This window comes from Ralstonia sp. GX3-BWBA (genome assembly GCF_003290055.1).
In the GTDB taxonomy this organism is placed as follows: domain Bacteria; phylum Pseudomonadota; class Gammaproteobacteria; order Burkholderiales; family Burkholderiaceae; genus Ralstonia; species Ralstonia holmesii.
In genome coordinates, this window is the sequence record NZ_QMKS01000012.1 from 175,114 (window position 1) to 191,044 (window position 15,931).

At 64.9% G+C, this 15,931-nt stretch carries 11 protein-coding genes; 6 read left to right on the forward strand and 5 right to left on the reverse strand.

Features of this window, described 5'->3' with window-relative positions; all coding sequences use genetic code 11:
- The first annotated feature begins 3 nt into the window (after positions 1–3).
- The 3 genes from mreD to rodA are packed head-to-tail and all read left to right on the forward strand — an operon-like array spanning position 4 to position 4,139.
- A complete protein-coding gene (gene mreD, locus DOD19_RS15120; protein WP_015856079.1) occupies positions 4–516 on the forward strand; it encodes a rod shape-determining protein MreD in 513 nt (170 codons plus the stop codon).
- 42 nt (positions 517–558) lie between these two features.
- A complete protein-coding gene (mrdA, locus tag DOD19_RS15125) occupies positions 559–2,964 on the forward strand; it encodes a penicillin-binding protein 2 (protein ID WP_112186323.1) in 2,406 nt (801 codons plus the stop codon).
- A gap of 32 nt (positions 2,965–2,996) precedes the next feature.
- A complete protein-coding gene (gene rodA / locus DOD19_RS15130; protein ID WP_024977060.1) occupies positions 2,997–4,139 on the forward strand; it encodes a rod shape-determining protein RodA in 1,143 nt (380 codons plus the stop codon).
- 36 nt (positions 4,140–4,175) lie between these two features.
- Here rodA and DOD19_RS15135 read toward each other — a convergent pair whose 3' ends face one another.
- Positions 4,176–5,864, reverse strand: coding sequence for an AMP-binding protein (locus DOD19_RS15135; protein WP_024977061.1), 1,689 nt, complete (start codon positions 5,862–5,864; stop codon positions 4,176–4,178).
- 450 nt (positions 5,865–6,314) lie between these two features.
- Between DOD19_RS15135 and DOD19_RS15140 the strand changes: the two genes are divergently transcribed.
- Positions 6,315–7,253 carry a LysR family transcriptional regulator gene (locus DOD19_RS15140; RefSeq protein ID WP_024977062.1) on the forward strand — a complete coding sequence of 313 codons (939 nt, stop codon included), beginning with the start codon at positions 6,315–6,317 and terminating at the stop codon, positions 7,251–7,253.
- 73 nt (positions 7,254–7,326) lie between these two features.
- Here the strand turns inward: DOD19_RS15140 and DOD19_RS15145 are convergent, their stop codons facing one another.
- From DOD19_RS15145 to DOD19_RS15160, 4 genes are all read right to left on the reverse strand, one after another.
- The gene (locus DOD19_RS15145; RefSeq protein ID WP_024977063.1) at positions 7,327–9,957 is read right to left on the reverse strand and encodes a DNA topoisomerase III; all 2,631 of its coding nucleotides are present in this window, start codon (positions 9,955–9,957) and stop codon (positions 7,327–7,329) included.
- A gap of 255 nt (positions 9,958–10,212) precedes the next feature.
- Entirely contained in the window at positions 10,213–10,593 is a 381-nt protein-coding gene (locus DOD19_RS15150) for a thioredoxin family protein (protein WP_024977064.1), read from the reverse strand.
- Between the two features lie 62 nt (positions 10,594–10,655).
- Positions 10,656–11,864 (reverse strand): DNA-processing protein DprA, encoded by a 1,209-nt coding sequence (dprA, locus tag DOD19_RS15155; RefSeq protein ID WP_112186325.1) that lies wholly within the window; start codon positions 11,862–11,864, stop codon positions 10,656–10,658.
- 25 nt (positions 11,865–11,889) lie between these two features.
- Complete coding sequence (locus tag DOD19_RS15160) at positions 11,890–13,077, reverse strand: LysM peptidoglycan-binding domain-containing protein (protein ID WP_112186327.1); 1,188 nt, start codon at positions 13,075–13,077, stop codon at positions 11,890–11,892.
- Positions 13,078–13,329: 252 nt separating this feature from the next.
- Here DOD19_RS15160 and def point away from each other — a divergent pair, with 252 nt between their 5' ends.
- The gene (def, locus tag DOD19_RS15165; protein WP_024977067.1) at positions 13,330–13,845 is read left to right on the forward strand and encodes a peptide deformylase; all 516 of its coding nucleotides are present in this window, start codon (positions 13,330–13,332) and stop codon (positions 13,843–13,845) included.
- A gap of 48 nt (positions 13,846–13,893) precedes the next feature.
- Positions 13,894–15,876, forward strand: a complete 1,983-nt coding sequence (locus DOD19_RS15170) for a glycosyltransferase family 39 protein (protein WP_112186329.1) — start codon at positions 13,894–13,896, stop codon at positions 15,874–15,876.
- Positions 15,877–15,931: the final 55 nt, after the last annotated feature.

Here is a 15,931-nt window from a genome sequence, read left to right on the forward strand (position 1 = left end):
ATCATGAACTCGCCCCAATATCTGCTGCGCCCGGTCAACCCGGGCTTCATCGCTTTCAGCTTCGTGCTGGCGTTCCTGTTCAACCTGATGCCGTGGGGCCACATGCAGTGGATTCCCGATCTGGTGGCACTCGTGCTGGTGTTCTGGAACATCCATCAGCCGCGCCGCGTGGGCATGGTGGTGGCCTTCCTGCTGGGTCTGTTGATGGACGTGCACGAAGCGCGCCTGCTTGGCGAACACGCGATGGCGTACACGATGCTGTCGTACTTCGCGATCACGATTCACCGGCGCGTGCTGTGGTTCTCGGTGCTGTCGCAGGCGCTGCATGTGCTGCCGCTGCTGGTGCTGGCGCACGCCGTACCGATCGTCATCCGCCTGCTGATGGGCGCGCACCTGCCGGACTGGCAGGTCATCCTGCCACCGCTGATCGAAGCCGCCTTGTGGCCGTTCGCAAACGCGTTCCTGCTGGCGCCGCAGCGGCGCCCGGAGAGCGTCGATGAAACTCGGCCCATCTAAGGCGGCCGATCTGATGCACCCCGCTATTCGCCCTCACCTGGCATGACCGAAATCCGCAACGTCGAGCAGGAGCTGTCGCGCTTCCGCCTGCGGCTGGCGGCAGCCGCCCTGTTCGTGCTCGTCTGCTTCGGGCTGCTGCTGGCGCGTTTCTTCTGGCTGCAGGAGGTCAAGCACGAGCAGTATTCGGCCAAGGCGGAGGACAACCGCATCTCGGTGGCGCCGATCGAGCCCAATCGCGGCATCATCATGGACCGCAACGGCGTGGTGCTGGCGCGCAACTATTCGGCGTACACGCTGGAGATCACGCCGTCCAAGCTGCAGGACACGCTGGACAACACCATCGACCAGCTTGCCCAGGTGGTCGATATCCAGCCGCGCGACCGCCGCCGCTTCAAGCGCCTGATGGAAGATGCGCGCAGCTTCGAAAGCCTGCCGATCCGCAGTCAGCTGACCGATCAGGAAGTGGCACGCTTCTCTGCGCAGCGCTTCCGCTTTCCGGGCGTGGACGTGCATGCGCGGCTATTCCGCCAATACCCGCTGGGCGACTCGGCATCGCACGTGATCGGCTACATCGGCCGGATTTCCGAGCGCGACCTGGACCGCATCGACAACATGAGCGATGCCAACAGCCAGCCCGGCGTGGCGTATGACCCGCGCAAGGATTCCAACAACTACAGCGGCACGGAATACATCGGCAAAGTCGGCATCGAACAGAGCTACGAGACCGAGCTGCACGGCCTGACTGGCTACGAAGAGGTGGAAGTGAGCGCGGGCGGCCGGCCGATCCGCACGCTATCGACCTCGCAGGCAACGCCGGGCAACAACCTGATCCTGTCGCTCGATATCAACCTGCAGCGGCTGGCCGAGCAGCTCTTCGGCAACCGCCGCGGCGCACTGGTGGCGATCGAACCCGAAACGGGTGACATCCTCGCCTTCGTCTCCAAGCCGACATTCGATCCGAACCTGTTCATTGAAGGCATCGACAGCGCGACCTGGGGCGAGCTGAACAACTCGCCGGACAAGCCGCTGCTGAACCGCCCGCTGCGCGGCACGTATCCGCCCGGCTCGACGTACAAGCCGTTCATGGCGCTGGGCGCGCTCGAGCTTGGCAAGCGCACGCCGCAGTGGGGCATGGCCGATCCCGGCTCGTTCACGCTGGGTAACCACACGTTCCGCGACGACGTTCCGGGCGGCCACGGCTGGGTCGACATGTACCGGTCCATCGTGATGTCGTGCGACACGTATTACTACCGGCTCGCCAACGACATGGGCGTCAATGCCATCCACGATTTCATGAAGCCCTTCGGCTTCGGGCAGGTCACGGGCATCGACATCGAGGGCGAGCGCACCGGCATCCTGCCGTCCACCGACTGGAAGCGCAAAGCCTACAAGCGGCCCGAACAGCAGAAGTGGTACGACGGCGAAACCATCTCGCTGGGCATTGGCCAGGGCTACAACAACTTCACCATCCTGCAGCTCGCGCATGCGATATCGACGCTGGCAAACAACGGCGTGGTGATGAAGCCTCACCTGGTGAAGGCGGTCGAAGATTCGCTGTCCAAGTCGCGCGCGCTGACGGTGCCGACAGAGAGCTACCGGATCCCGCTCAAGCAGGCGAACATCGACGTGATCAAGCGAGCCATGGTGGGCGTGAACCAGGCCGGTACGGCAGCCAAGGCGTTCATCGGTGCGCAATACGTGTCGGCGGGCAAGACGGGGACGGCGCAGGTGTACTCGCTGGGCAAGAACGAGAAGTACAACCACCACGCCATTCCCGAAAACAAGCGCGACCACGCGCTGTTCGAGGCGTTCGCGCCGGCGGACCATCCGAAGATCGCGCTGGCACTCATCGTGGAAAACGCCGGCTTTGGTGCCGCGTCGGCCGCGCCAATTGCACGTGCGGTCATGGACTATTACCTGACCGGCAAGTGGCCTGCAGAACTGGCTGCCACCGCGCCGAAGCCCCAGCAGCAACCGCCGGTGGATACGCCCAGCGTGTTCTCGACCGGCAAGACGGCCACCATTGCCAGCGCGACGGCTGCGCCCCAAGTGGCTGCAGAGGCGGCGTCCGGGGTGGCTGCCGCTTCAGGCGTGTCAGCCCCCGCCGCCAGTGCCGTGGTCGCCGCTTCGGCGCCGGCCGCATCGTCGGTGGCATCAGGCGCCACCCGCAGCGCGCCGCCGCTGTCGCCCGACCTGGTGGCACCGGCCCTGCGCGAAGCCGGCACCAGCACCGAAGCTATCGCCCCGGCCACGCTGGACGCCCAGGTGCTGCAAGCGCTGTCGCATGCACAACCGGCACCCGAACTGCCACCGCGCGGACGTGGCAACGCTGCCGCACCGGCGGCGGCCCCGGCGACCACGCCAAAGGGCGCGAAGGACGCCAAGCCGGGTAACAAGCCGGCGCCGAAGCCCGCGCAGAAACCGGCCTCCAAGCCGGCCGCACCCTGATATTTGCGCTTGAGGATCTCGCCATGGACAAACTGGACAAGCGCCGCATATTCAACATCATCAAGTCGCTCTTCACCGGCTTCGATGGCCCGCTGGCGCTGATCGTCTTCCTGCTGCTCGGCACGGGATTGGTCGCGCTGTATTCGGCCGCCATCGACATGCCGGGCCGGGTGGAAGACCAGGTCCGCAACATCCTGCTGTCGTTCGTGCTGATGTGGATCATCGCCAACCTGCCGCAGCAAACGCTGATGCGCTTTGCGGTGCCGCTCTACACCGTCGGCGTGGCGCTGTTGATCGGCGTGGCGGCGTTCGGGCTGATCCGCAAGGGCGCGCGGCGGTGGCTCAATATCGGCGTGGTGGTACAGCCTTCCGAGATCATGAAGATCGCCATGCCGCTCATGCTGGCGTGGTACTTCCAGAAGCGCGAGGGCGTGATCCACTGGTATGACTATCTGGCGGCAGCCTTGCTGCTTCTGATTCCCGTGGGACTGATCGCCAAGCAGCCGGACCTGGGCACCGCGCTTCTGGTGCTGGCGGCAGGCATCTACGTGATCTACTTTGCCGGGCTGTCGTGGCGGCTGATCGTGCCGGTACTGGTGATTGCTGTCACGGCGATCACGCTGGTGGTGTCGTTCGAATCGCGCATCTGCGCTCCTGGCGTGAACTGGCCGATCCTGCACGACTACCAGCAACACCGCGTGTGTACGCTGCTCGACCCGACCACCGACCCGCTCGGCAAGGGCTTCCACACCATCCAGTCGATCATTGCCATCGGCTCGGGCGGCGTGACAGGCAAGGGATGGCTGAAGGGTACGCAAACCCACCTGGAGTTCATCCCCGAGAAGCACACCGACTTCATCTTCGCGGTGTATTCGGAGGAGTTCGGGCTGGTGGGCAACGGCGTGCTGCTGTTCCTGTATCTGCTGCTGATCTTGCGTGGGCTCTTTATTGCAGCCAATGCCGGGACGCTGTTCGGGCGCCTGCTGGCTGGGTCGATCACGCTGATCTTCTTTACTTACGCCTTCGTCAACATGGGCATGGTGAGCGGCATCCTGCCTGTCGTGGGTGTGCCGCTGCCGCTCATCAGTTACGGGGGGACGGCGCTTGTCACGCTGGGCATGGGCATCGGCATCCTGATGAGCATCGCCCGGCAGAAACGCTTCGTGCAGACCTGACAAAACGGCCGCCAGAATTTGGCGGCCGTTTCGTTTTCAGGCGGCGATGGCTTCTTCGCGCAGCAACCTTCGCAGCACCTTGCCCGTTGCGGTAGCGGGCAGCGCATCATGGAACTTCACGCGCCGCGGCACCTTGTACGGCGCCATGTTGTCGCGCGACCAGGCAATCAGCTCGGCTTCCGAGAGCGTCACGCCGTTCATCGGCACCACGTGCGCGCAGACGACTTCACCTTTGTCCGGATCGGGGATGGGCGTCACGGCCACTTGGCGGATGCCCGGGTGGCGCGAGAGGAGCGCCTCGACCTCTTCCGGAAACACGCTGTAGCCCGACACCTTGATCATCTCCTTGATGCGGCCCTGCCATTGCAGGTAACCGTCGGGCGAGACCTGGCCGATATCCCCAGTGCGCAGAAAGCCGTTGTGCAGGACGGCGCGCGTGGCCTCGTCGCGCTGCCAGTAGCCACGGAACACGCCCGGGCTGCGGATGGTGATTTCGCCCGCCTGGCCGGGGGGCAGTTCGGCGCCGGTATGCGGGTCGACGATGCGTACCTCGGTCTGCGGGACGATCTTGCCGTGCCACCCCCAGCGTGGCGCATCGGCAGGCGTGATGGCATCGCAGGTGTGGGTTTCCGACAGGCCATAGGCGGCTTCATAGATGCGGCACTGCGGGCCGGCAAAAGCACGCCACTGCTCGGCAATGGCTTCGGTCAGCGTGACGCCGAAGCTGGTGCATGGGTTGGCCACCAAGGATTCCATGCGGTACTGCGCGGCGTCCGGATGCGCCATGACGGCCAGGTTCATTGGCGTCATGCTGTACCAGCGTGTCACGCGGTAGCGGTCGATGGCCTGCAGCACGGCCAGGGGATCGAACCGATAGAGCAGGATGGTCGTCGCACCGGAATACAGCATCACGTTCATGCCCATCAGCATGCCGGCGATATGGGACAGCGGCGCCACCGCCAGCATCACGTCCGAAGCATGGATGCCGCTGACCTGCACCGTGACAGCGGTCTTGTACAGCGCGTTGCGGTGCGTAAGCATGGCGCCCTTCGGGCGGCCTGTGGTGCCCGAGGTGTAGACCATCAGCGCCACTTCGTCGAGGTCAACGGTGATGGCAGCCACGGCATCGCGCTCGGCCACATCCACGGGTTCAGCCATGAGTTGCATCAGGTCGAGCTGCGCGGCGCCCGGCTTGTTCCTGAGCGGCGGAGCAGACGAGGCATCGGCGGCAATCAACTCGGGCGGCACGGCCAGCGCCTTGCGGCACGCGGGCTGCGAAGGCTGCAGATCGGCATAGCGCGTGGTAATGACAGTCGTGACAGACGTACCCGGTCGCGCGGCCTCGACAATCGGCATCAGGTCGGCCGCCGCCACCAGAATCTTGGCGCCGCAATCGGCCAGTTGGTCGCGCAGTTCGTGCTGACGCGACAGCGGCCCGCAGGGCACGACGATGCCGCCCAGCTTGGCCGTGGCCAGATGGGCCACGATGGCTTGCGGACAGTTGTGCAGAAACAGCGCAACGCGATCGCCGCGTGTCACGCCCAACCGCTGCAACTGCACCGCCAGCCGCGTCGAGGCCTGGTCCAGCTCCCGCCAGCAGATCGTGCGGCCGTACCACAGCAGCGCGATGCGCTCGGGCGTCTGCTGCGCATGATGGGCGCAATACCGGTGCAGGGGCATCTCGCCCGCCAGATAATTGACCGGTTCGCGGTTCTGGATGGTCATGTGGTGTCTCCTCGGCCGCCGGCATCGCGGGGCGACACATCGGCCGTGATGGCTGCCCTCGTTGCGGGGCGCTCATGCGGGTCAGGGTTCGCGGCATCCATTGGTCGAGTATGGCGAAGCCATATGGCCACCGCCGCACCGATTTGCGCAAGACCGCGTTCCACCCACGATTCGGGTCAAACATGACCTCGCGCAAGACGAATCCCAAAAAATCTACCGCTCGGTATAGAGTCTCTGCGCAAATCTGCTGTTGCGTCAATCGGTGAGAAGTCGGATACGCAGCCCTGGCAACAAAACATCGCAAACGTAACTGGGGCGGCATTCTCACATGAGCGTGCACTCACATTCAAGGAACGTCCCTAGGCAGTGAATTGCTTGTGTCAATATTAAACATTTGCTGTCACGACAGATTTGTTCTATTTTTGACAACAAATTATGTGAGAGGCTGGAATGGATCGTTTGCAGTCGATGCGGGTGTTTTCCAAGGTGGTGGAGCTTGGCAGCTTCGCCCGGGCGGCCCAGCATCTGTCGATGAGCAATGCCGTGGTCACACGTTACGTGGCCGACCTTGAGGCGCATCTCGGCACGCGCCTGCTCAACCGCACCACGCGCAGCCTGTCGCTGACCGACGTGGGCGAAACCTACCTGCAGCGCTGTGCGCAGATCCTGCTCGACATTGACGAGGCGGAATCGCTCGCCACGTCGCGCAGCCAGGCACTGGTCGGTGGCCTGCGCATCGTTGCCCCTGTCATGTTCGGGCTGCATGTGCTCCCGATGTTGCTCGCGCGCTTCCAACAGCTTTATCCCGAGGTGACGTTTGACGTGGCGCTGTCCGACCGCCCGATCGACATCGTCGAGGACGGCCGCGACGTCGGCATCATGGTCTCGGAACTCGGCCTCGGCTCGCACCTGGTGGCGCGCCGCATGATTTCCGCCGAGATGGTCATGGCAGCCACTCCCGCTTATCTCCGCCAGCATTCCACGCCGCAGCGCGCCGAAGACATTGCCGAGCACCGAGTCATTGCGATGTGGCACCCGCAATTGCGCCACGAGTGGGAGATGAGCACCGCCGACGGCCAGTCGATTTCGGTGCCGGTGCAGCCCTCGCTCGTCACCAGCAACGCCGAACTCATGCACCGCGCGGTGCTCGCCGACATGGGCATCGCGATTCTGTCGTCGTACATGGCCCGGCCGGACCTGGAGTCTGGACGCCTGGTGCGCGTGCTGCCGCAATACAAGCTGCCGCATCGGTCGCTGTCGCTGGTGTATCCGAGCCGCAAGTTCCTGCCGACAAAGGTACGCACGTTCATCGATTACATGCTGGCCCAGGCGATGGAGGTCAAGCACAGCGAGGCGCGCGCCGGCCGAGGCCTGAGCGAAGCCGCATAAGCCACGCCCTATCGCCAAAGCAAAACGGGAGGACAGCGTCCTCCCGTTTGCGTTGGTCCCTGCGAAACCGCGTTCAGGTCTCGCTGGTGCTTTCCTCGTCGGCCTCGGTTTCAGCGGCTTTCTTGCGTGCCGGCGCCTTCTTGGCTGCCGTCTTGCCTGCGGTCTTGGCCGGCGCCTTCTTGGCGGCAGGCGTTTTAGCCGCAGCGGTCGTCTTCTTCGCCGCGGTCTTGGCGCCGGGCTTGCCCTTGCCTTCGCCGCGCGGCTCGAATTCGAAGCCGATCTTGCCGTCCGGTTGCTTGACCAGGAACGCCTTGAAGTTGCGGCCCGTGCGCGCCGACTTGAAGCCGGTCAGCAAGTCGGTCTTGCCCTCGGCCAGCAGCTTGGCCAGCTGCTCGCGGCTGATCTCCTGCTGCAGGATGATCTTGCCGGTGGTGAAGTCGCAGGTCTTGGGCTGCGCCACAGCGTTTTCGCACACGTACTTCAGGCCGTGCTCGTAGACGTTGCCGTTGCACTTGGGGCAGTGGCCGACGCTTTCCTGACCCGAGAAATCGACCGGCTCGCCATCGTCTTCGTCGTTCTGGCCGAAGTCGAACTCCATCTTCCAATGACCATCTTCCTGCGCCAGCTTGAGGATGGCCGCAAACGGACGGCCCATCTTGCTGCGGAAGCCCTGCAGCGGGCCGATGGTCTTGTTGGTCAGCAACTCCTCCACCTCGTCCAGCTCGAACTGGCGGCCACCCGGAATCTTGCTGATCGAGAAGTCGCAGTGGCTGCAGGCGAAGCGGCGGTAGTTTTCCTTGACCACGTGGCCGCATTGCGGGCACGGCGTGGAAAGCGTTGCGTAGTCGCCGGGGATGGTGTCGCTGTCGTATTCCTTGGCGCGTTTGACGATCTGCTGCGTCATCTGCGCGATCTCGCGCATGAATTCGTCGCGCTCCAGCTGACCACGCTCGATGAGGGAAAGCTTGTGCTCCCAGCCGCCGGTCAACTCCGCTTGCGTCAGTTCCTCCACGCCCAGGCCACGCAGCAGCGTCATCAGCTGGAACGCCTTGGCGGTCGGGATCAGTTCGCGGCCTTCGCGCACAAGGTACTTTTCCGTCAGCAATCCTTCGATGATGGCCGCGCGGGTGGCTGGCGTGCCCAGGCCCTTGCCTGCCATGGCTTCGCGCAACGCATCGTCGTCGACGAGCTTGCCGGCGCCTTCCATGGCGGAGAGCAGCGTCGCTTCGTTATAGCGTGCGGGCGGCTTGGTGGTGAGGCCAACCGGCTCGATCTTGTCCGTCTTGACCTTCTCGTCCTTGGCGACCGGCACGAGGTTCGCATCTTCGCCCTGCGCCTCGCGGCCGTACACGACCAGCCAACCCGGGTTCACCAGCACCTTGCCTTCGGTCTTGAAGTGATGCCCGGCCACCTCGGTCACGCGCGTGGTGACCTGGTATTCGGCCGCCGGGAAGAACACCGCCAGGAAGCGGCGCACCACCAGGTCGTACAGCTTCTGCTCCGGCTCCGACAAATTCTTCGGTGCCTGCAGCGTCGGGATGATGGCGAAGTGATCGCTGATCTTGCTGTTGTCGAAGATCCGCTTGTTCGGCTTGACCCACTGGTTGGCGAGGATCTTCTTCGCGTGCGTCAGATAGTTGGGCGAGCTTTCGCCCAGCATGTCCAGCGTCTGCTTGACCGTGCCCAAGTAGTCTTCGGGCAGCGCGCGCGAATCGGTACGCGGATAGGTCAGCACCTTGTGCTTTTCGTACAGCGCCTGCGCCAGGCCCAGCGTGTTTTTGGCCGAGAAGCCGAAGCGGCCGTTGGCCTCGCGCTGCAGGCTCGTCAGGTCGAACAGCGCCGGCGACATCTGCGTCGACGGCTTCGATTCTTCCGTCACGGTGCCCGGCTTGTCGCGGCACGCAGCCACGATGCTTTTGGCCTCGGCCTCGCTCCAGAGGCGCGAATCGCGCTGCTCGGGGTCGAACTCGTTCCTCTTGAACTTCGGGTCGAACCAACGGCCTTCGTACAAGCCGGCCGCGGCGATGAATTCAGCGCGCACTTCCCAGTAATCGCGCGGGACGAAGCGTTTGATCTTCTCTTCGCGCTCTACCACGATCGACAGCGTGGGCGTTTGCACGCGGCCCACGGTGGTCAGGAAGAAGCCGCCACCCTTGCTGTTGAACGCAGTCATGGCGCGCGTGCCGTTGATACCGACCAGCCAGTCGGCCTCGGAACGGCAGCGGGCAGCATCGGCCAGCGGCATCATGTCTTCGTTGCTGCGCAGCTTGCCAAAGCCATCACGGATGGATTGCGGCGTCATCGACTGCAGCCACAGCCGTTTCACCGGCAGCTTGGTGTTCGCGTGTTGCGCGATCAGGCGGAAGATCAACTCACCTTCGCGCCCCGCGTCACAGGCATTGATCAGGCCGGTCACGTCCTTGCGCTTGATCAGCCGCGTCAGCACCTTCAGGCGCGATTCCGACTTGGCGATCGGGCGCAGGTCAAAGTGCGGCGGGATCACCGGCAGATGGGCGAAGCTCCATTTCCCGCGCTTGACTTCGTATTCGTCGGGGGCAGCAATCTCGACCAGGTGGCCAACCGCCGAGGAGAGGACGTAGTCGTCGCTCTCAAAGTACTCGTCGTGCTTGGTGAAGCCACCCAGCGCGCGCGCGATATCAGCGGCGACCGACGGTTTTTCGGCAATGATGAGAGCCTTGGACATGTGAGCGGATCCTGGCGATCGCAAGTAATCGGGTAAAGAAGAAGTCGCTTTTCTATAGCGACCGTTCGCGTGTTTTTTTTAGAGTCTTATGGCAACGCCTGCCGACTTCAAGTGCCCCGGGCGCTTGTCAGCGCGCTCGGTGGGACGCCATCAATCACCGGTCGGTCGCAAATTTGGCCGCCAATCATAAGCGCGGTTCCTTTTCAGGCGCAATAGAGTGGCGCATGCATCGCTTAGTGTTGTCAAGACCGGCGATCACGCCGATTCCAGCAGCCAGCCTCGCAAGTCCGGGGCCGATGGCACTACGGGAGCAACGCCCAGATCACGCGAAAGCAATCCCTCAACAACTCCCGGGTGAGGCAAGACTGGGCCGAAAAACAACACATCGCTCCCACGCTGCACTAGCAGGGTTGGGAAGTTTTCAACGTCGTAATCGCCCAGCGCGTCGGCATGGTCTTCGACATCGACCCAGACGAAGCAGTACTCCGGATGCCGTTCCGCCATCTCGGTGAAGGTCTTGCGATAGCTGCGGCACGTGCCGCACCACTCGGCGCACAGGCACGCCACCAGCAGTTGCCCCGAGCGAATGCGCGCGTGTAGCGTGGCGGCGTCGGTGTCAGGCGAGAGCAGTGGCATGAAAAAAGGCGCTAGGCGACCAGCGGAGTGACGGTGGGGTCGCGCTTATTGTAGGCACGCTTTCACGGAAGCCGCAGGAAGCGCCCGCCGGGCTGACGCTCCACGCGGCCATCCAGCTCCAGCGCCAGAAGCTGTGCAGAGAGCGCAGCAGCAGCTTGGCCGGTGCGCTCACACAAGGTATCCAGATCGACGGGATCAAAACCGAGCGCGTCGAGCAATGCAGTTTCGAAAGCACTTGGCGCCGGGCGCGCGGCTGCGCCCGGCGCGGCCGGGGACGCCTCGGCCGAGGCCGCGCGCGTCGCACGTTTGGCCGGCGCAGCAGCACGCCCCCAGCCAAGTTCATCGAGGATATCGGCAGCGGTTTCCACAAGCTTGGCACCTTGCTTGATCAGCAGGTGGCAGCCCTTGGCCAGCGGCGAATGGATCGACCCCGGAATCGCAAACACATCGCGCCCCTGCTCGGCCGCCAGCCGCGCGGTGATGAGCGAGCCAGACTGCGCCGCGGCTTCTACAACCAGAAGCCCCCGCGCCAAACCCGAGATCAGGCGATTGCGGCGCGGGAAGTTCTCGGCACGTGCGCCCATCCCCAGCGGGTATTCAGAGATGATCACGCCAGCCTCGGCAATGCGATGCGCCAGCGCCCGGTTACGGGCCGGGTAAACAATATCGAGCCCCGTACCCACGACTGCGATGGTGCTCCCTGGGCCTGCGAGCGCGCCCTCATGCGCTGCCGCATCGATGCCGAGCGCCAGGCCTGACACAACCGTCACGCTCGCCATCGACAGCGCCTGGGAAAACGCGCGCGCGTTGTCGATGCCGGCTGCCGTGGCGCTGCGCGCGCCCACCACGCCCACCGCCGCTGCACGCAGCAGCGAGGCATCGCCCTTGGTGTAAAGCAAGGTCGGCGGGTCCGGCAGTTCGAGCAAGCGGGGCGGATAGCCGCGATCGGCCAGCGTGTAGATGGCATTGCCGGGCTCATTCACCCAGGCGACGGTGCGCTCGATCAGCGCCGCAAGCGTGTCGTCGGGCTCGGCGAGCACCGCGCGCGCTTGCCGCTCGGGCAGCACCTTGGCGAGCGTGGCATACGGCTGGGCAAAGATGTCTTGCGGCAACCCGAAGGCCGCCAGCAACTGCCGCGCGGCGACGGGCCCAACGCCGGGGGTTTCAGTCAGACGCAGCCACGCGGCCAGTTCAGCCGGATCGCGCGTACAGGAAAGGGAAGCTGTGGAATCGGCCGCGGCGGGCGCCGCGACCTGGGATGCATCGGTCAAATCAAGGACTGCGTTAGCGCGTAGTTCAAGGTTGCGGCGACATCGGGTTGCTGACGCTGTCGCCCACTTCCACGGCGTTCGATGCGTCCGTCACCAGCGCATAGGCTACGTGCGGGAACACGCGGAACACGAAGGCCAGGCCGTAGCGCTCTGCGGGCAATTGCACGGCCTCATTGCCGGCCGTCGCGTCCTTCACGACGGCGCCAGCGCGCGCCAGCGACAGCACGTGGCCCGGCTCAAGCCCCTGCTGGCTGCCGATGTTCAGCACAACCACCTGGTCGGTGCCGCCAAAGCGCACACCACCCGTTACCTTGGCGACCGCGCCGTGCACGTCGCCTTCCGGCGCATGCGGCACATAGCGCACCGGCACGCGCGGCGGCAGTGGCATCAGTTGCGAGCCGACGCCCATTTCTTCCTTGGACGACAGCACCTCCATCTTGGTCACGGCCTGCGGGCCGGTCGCCGCACGCACCACGCGCAGCGTACCGAGGAAGTCGGCTTCGTAGCCGAGCACGTTGCCCGTCACGGGGTCCTTGAGCGGCCGGACCGGGCGATACGCCTGCCATTCGGCGCCGGCCTGGCCGCCTTCACCTGTGGGCAAACCGCGGGCGTAGGCGTTTTCGCCCTTGCCCAGATAAACGCGGCCCTCGGGCAGCGAGAAGATGCGCGCCGGCGTGGCCAGCGTTTCTTCATCCACCACGATCGGCTGGGTCAGGAAGGGCTCGATGGCGGCGGAGGGAATGCTGGAGATGGCGTCGCCATCTTGTCCCGACACGCGGGTATGCGGCGACAGGCGCACCGTGCTGCCATCCGCCGATGCCGGCGAACTCGACAGCCAAGCACGGCCATTGGCGTGATGCAGATACAGGATCTGGCCCGGATAGATCAGATGCGGATTGCGGATCTGCTCGCGGTTCATGCCCCACAGCTCGGGCCAGCGATAGGGCCGCTTGAGGTATTTACCCGAGATTGCCCACAGCGTGTCGCCACGGCGCACGGTGTACTGCGCGGGCGCGGTGGCGGACAGTTCGGATTCCGGGATGCCCGCTTGGGCAGCCGTCGCGGCCTGCGCCTGTTGCGCCGGCGTCACAGTGCGCTCGGCGGCGTGGGCGGCGCCCATGCAGAAAAGCGCTGCCGCGGCAACCGCCGAGAGGGCGCAAACGTAAGGCTGGCGCGCTTTCGTGGCGGTTTGCATGGCGGGCTGAGAGAGCATCGGTGTGTTACGATGGCGCATTATTCTATGAAGAATCGGCGAGTGGTCCGCGTGCCTGTTCGACGCCTCACCGCCGCAGCTGTACGCAGTTCTGCGTCGCAGCAAGAGGGGTATGGCATCCAACATTCGTCAGGCTTTTTCCTAAGCCATGTGGCGGATAGCGCCCCCGATTCTGCATGACATTCCAAGCGATCGCAATTGAAGGCAACCCCTCGTTAGCGTGGCCTTCTGCAACCGTTGTTGCCAAGCATCATGGCCCTACTGAATATCCTGCAATACCCTGATCCGCGGCTGCACAAAGTCGCCAAGCCGGTTGCCGTTGTCGATGACCGCATCCGCAAACTCGTGGCGGACATGGCCGAGACCATGTACGAGGCGCCCGGCGTTGGCCTGGCCGCCACGCAGGTCGACGTGCATGAGCGCGTGATCACCATCGACGTGTCGGAATCGCGCGACGAACTGCGCGTGTTCATCAACCCCGAGATCATCTGGGTAAGTGATGAGCACAAGGTCTGGGACGAAGGCTGCCTGTCGGTGCCCGATATCTATGACAAGGTCGACCGCCCGGCCCGCGTGCGCGTGCGCGCACTGAACGAGAAGGGCGAAACCTTCGAGCTGGAGGCAGACGACCTGCTGGCGGTGTGCATTCAGCACGAGATGGATCACCTGATGGGCAAGGTATTCGTCGAATACCTCTCGCCGCTCAAGCAGACGCGCATCCGCTCCAAGCTCAAGAAGCATCAACGCGACGCGGTACCGCAGCGTTGAACGCCTTCCCATGCCTGCCGACGTCGGCGCGCACCCTCCCTCCCGCTGATGCCGATCGCTCCCGCTGACGCAGGCACGCACGCCAGCCCGCGCCGCCTGTCGGCACTGCTGGTGCGGCATTGGCGTGCTGTCGTCCTGCTGATGTTGTGCGCGTATTTCGTTGCGGGCACGTTCTGGCGCGCACCCTGGAAGGCCGACGAGCCGTATTCCTTCGGCATCGTCATCAACATCATCGAGCGTGGCGACTGGGTCGTTCCCAACGTCGCCTTCGAGCCGTTCGTCGAGAAGCCCCCGCTGATGTACTGGACGGGCGCGCTGGCCGCGCTGGCGCTGCCCGACATGCCGCCGCACGAAGCGGTGCGCGTGGCGGTGCTGTTCTGGATGGCGCTGACATGCTGGGCGGTCTGGCGCACGGCGCGCCTGCTGCGAAGCGAAGCGCGCGACTGGCGCTTGCGCGTCGGCGCAGACCTCGCACGCGGACGGCCGGGGCTGACCCTGGCCGCACGCCGCGAAGCCGGGCTCGACGCCGGCGGCGCTGCGCTGCGCGACTATGCGTTGGGCGCGCTGCTGCTATTTGCCGGCTGCGTCGGGTTGGTTGAGCACGTCCACAAGTTCATTGCCGATGTCCCGCAACTGGCCGGCACCGCGATCGCCCTGTATGGCCTCGTGCGCTTCGTCAAAGAGAGCGAAGCCGGGGGCGCAAAGGGCGTCGACGTGCTGCATCCGGCATTGTGGTTCGGCACGGGCATCGGTGTGGCGTTCCTGGGCAAGGGCGTGCTCGTGCCTGGGCTGTTCGCCATCACCCTGCTGGCGGCGATCGCACTGCTGCCGGATTTCCGCAACCGCCAGGCATGGCGCTTCTATGGCCTCTCGCTGCTGGTGGCGTTGCCGTGGCTGGTGATCTGGCCGGCCATCTTCTGGCGCGAATCGCCGGACTTGTTCATTGAATGGTTCTGGGTCAACAACCTCGGCCGCTTCTTCGGCTTCTCGCATCTGGGTGGCGAGAAAGGGTCGCTAGCGACGACCGTCCGATCGATCTTCCTGACCGGCACGCCCGCGGTGTGGCCAGCGGTGGCCGTGTTGGGCGTGTCGCTGTACAAGCTCGTGCGGCAACGTGGGCACGGCGCGCGCACGGCGTGGCTACTGCCGTACCAGGGGCACTTGGTCGTTGCGTTGTTCGTGCTGGCCACGATTGCCGTGGTGCTGCGCTCGGCCGTACTGCGCGATGTGTACCTGATGCCGCTGCAACCCGCCTTGGCTTTGTTAGGTGCGCCGATGCTTCTCCTGATTGCGCCCGCGTGGCGCGCGCGTGCATGGGGTGCGGCGGTGACGTTGTTTGGCGCGCTCGGGCTGGTAGTCTGGGCCGTGTGGGGCGCCCTCGTGACCAGCGGCGGGCAACTGTTGCCGAGCTGGCTGGCCAAAATGCTGGGCCGCGTGCTGCCGTTGCCGTATGACATGCTGATCCATCCGGTCGCCGTATTGGCGGCGGGGGGCATTACGGCGCTGTGGGCTGCCTGCGTGTGGCTGCGGCCGGCGCGCTCCGGCGTGGTGGCGTGGGCGGCGGGCCTGGGCATGGTGTGGGGCCTGCTCGGCACCCTGCTGATGCCGTGGGTGGACGATGCCCGCAGCTACCGCCCGCTGTTCCAGGCGATCAAACCGGTGCTCGAATCTGCGCAGATCTGCGTGGCCACGCGCGGCATGGGCGAAAGCGAACGCGCCCTGATGCACTACGAAACCGGCGTGCGACCCGTCAAATGGCTCCTGGGTCACAGCGGTGCCGGCGACGCTCACCACCCCAACCCGACCGCACGCACCTGCGACCTGATCCTCGTGCTCGAAAAACGCCCGGAACATGCCCGCCGCCGCCCCCACGGCAATAACTGGGAAATGGTGTGGCGCGGCAGCCGCCCGGGCGACACCAACGAAACCTTCTCGCTGTTCCAGCGGCGCAGTAATGGCGTGTCCGAGGCGCTGCCGTCGCCCGAGCCCATCGTGCCGCTGACCGACACGCCGCATCGCGGCCGTCGCTAAGCCCAATGCGCTACGCTGTCGTGTAGCGCGCTTCCCTCTCGTTTTCGGTTTTCCA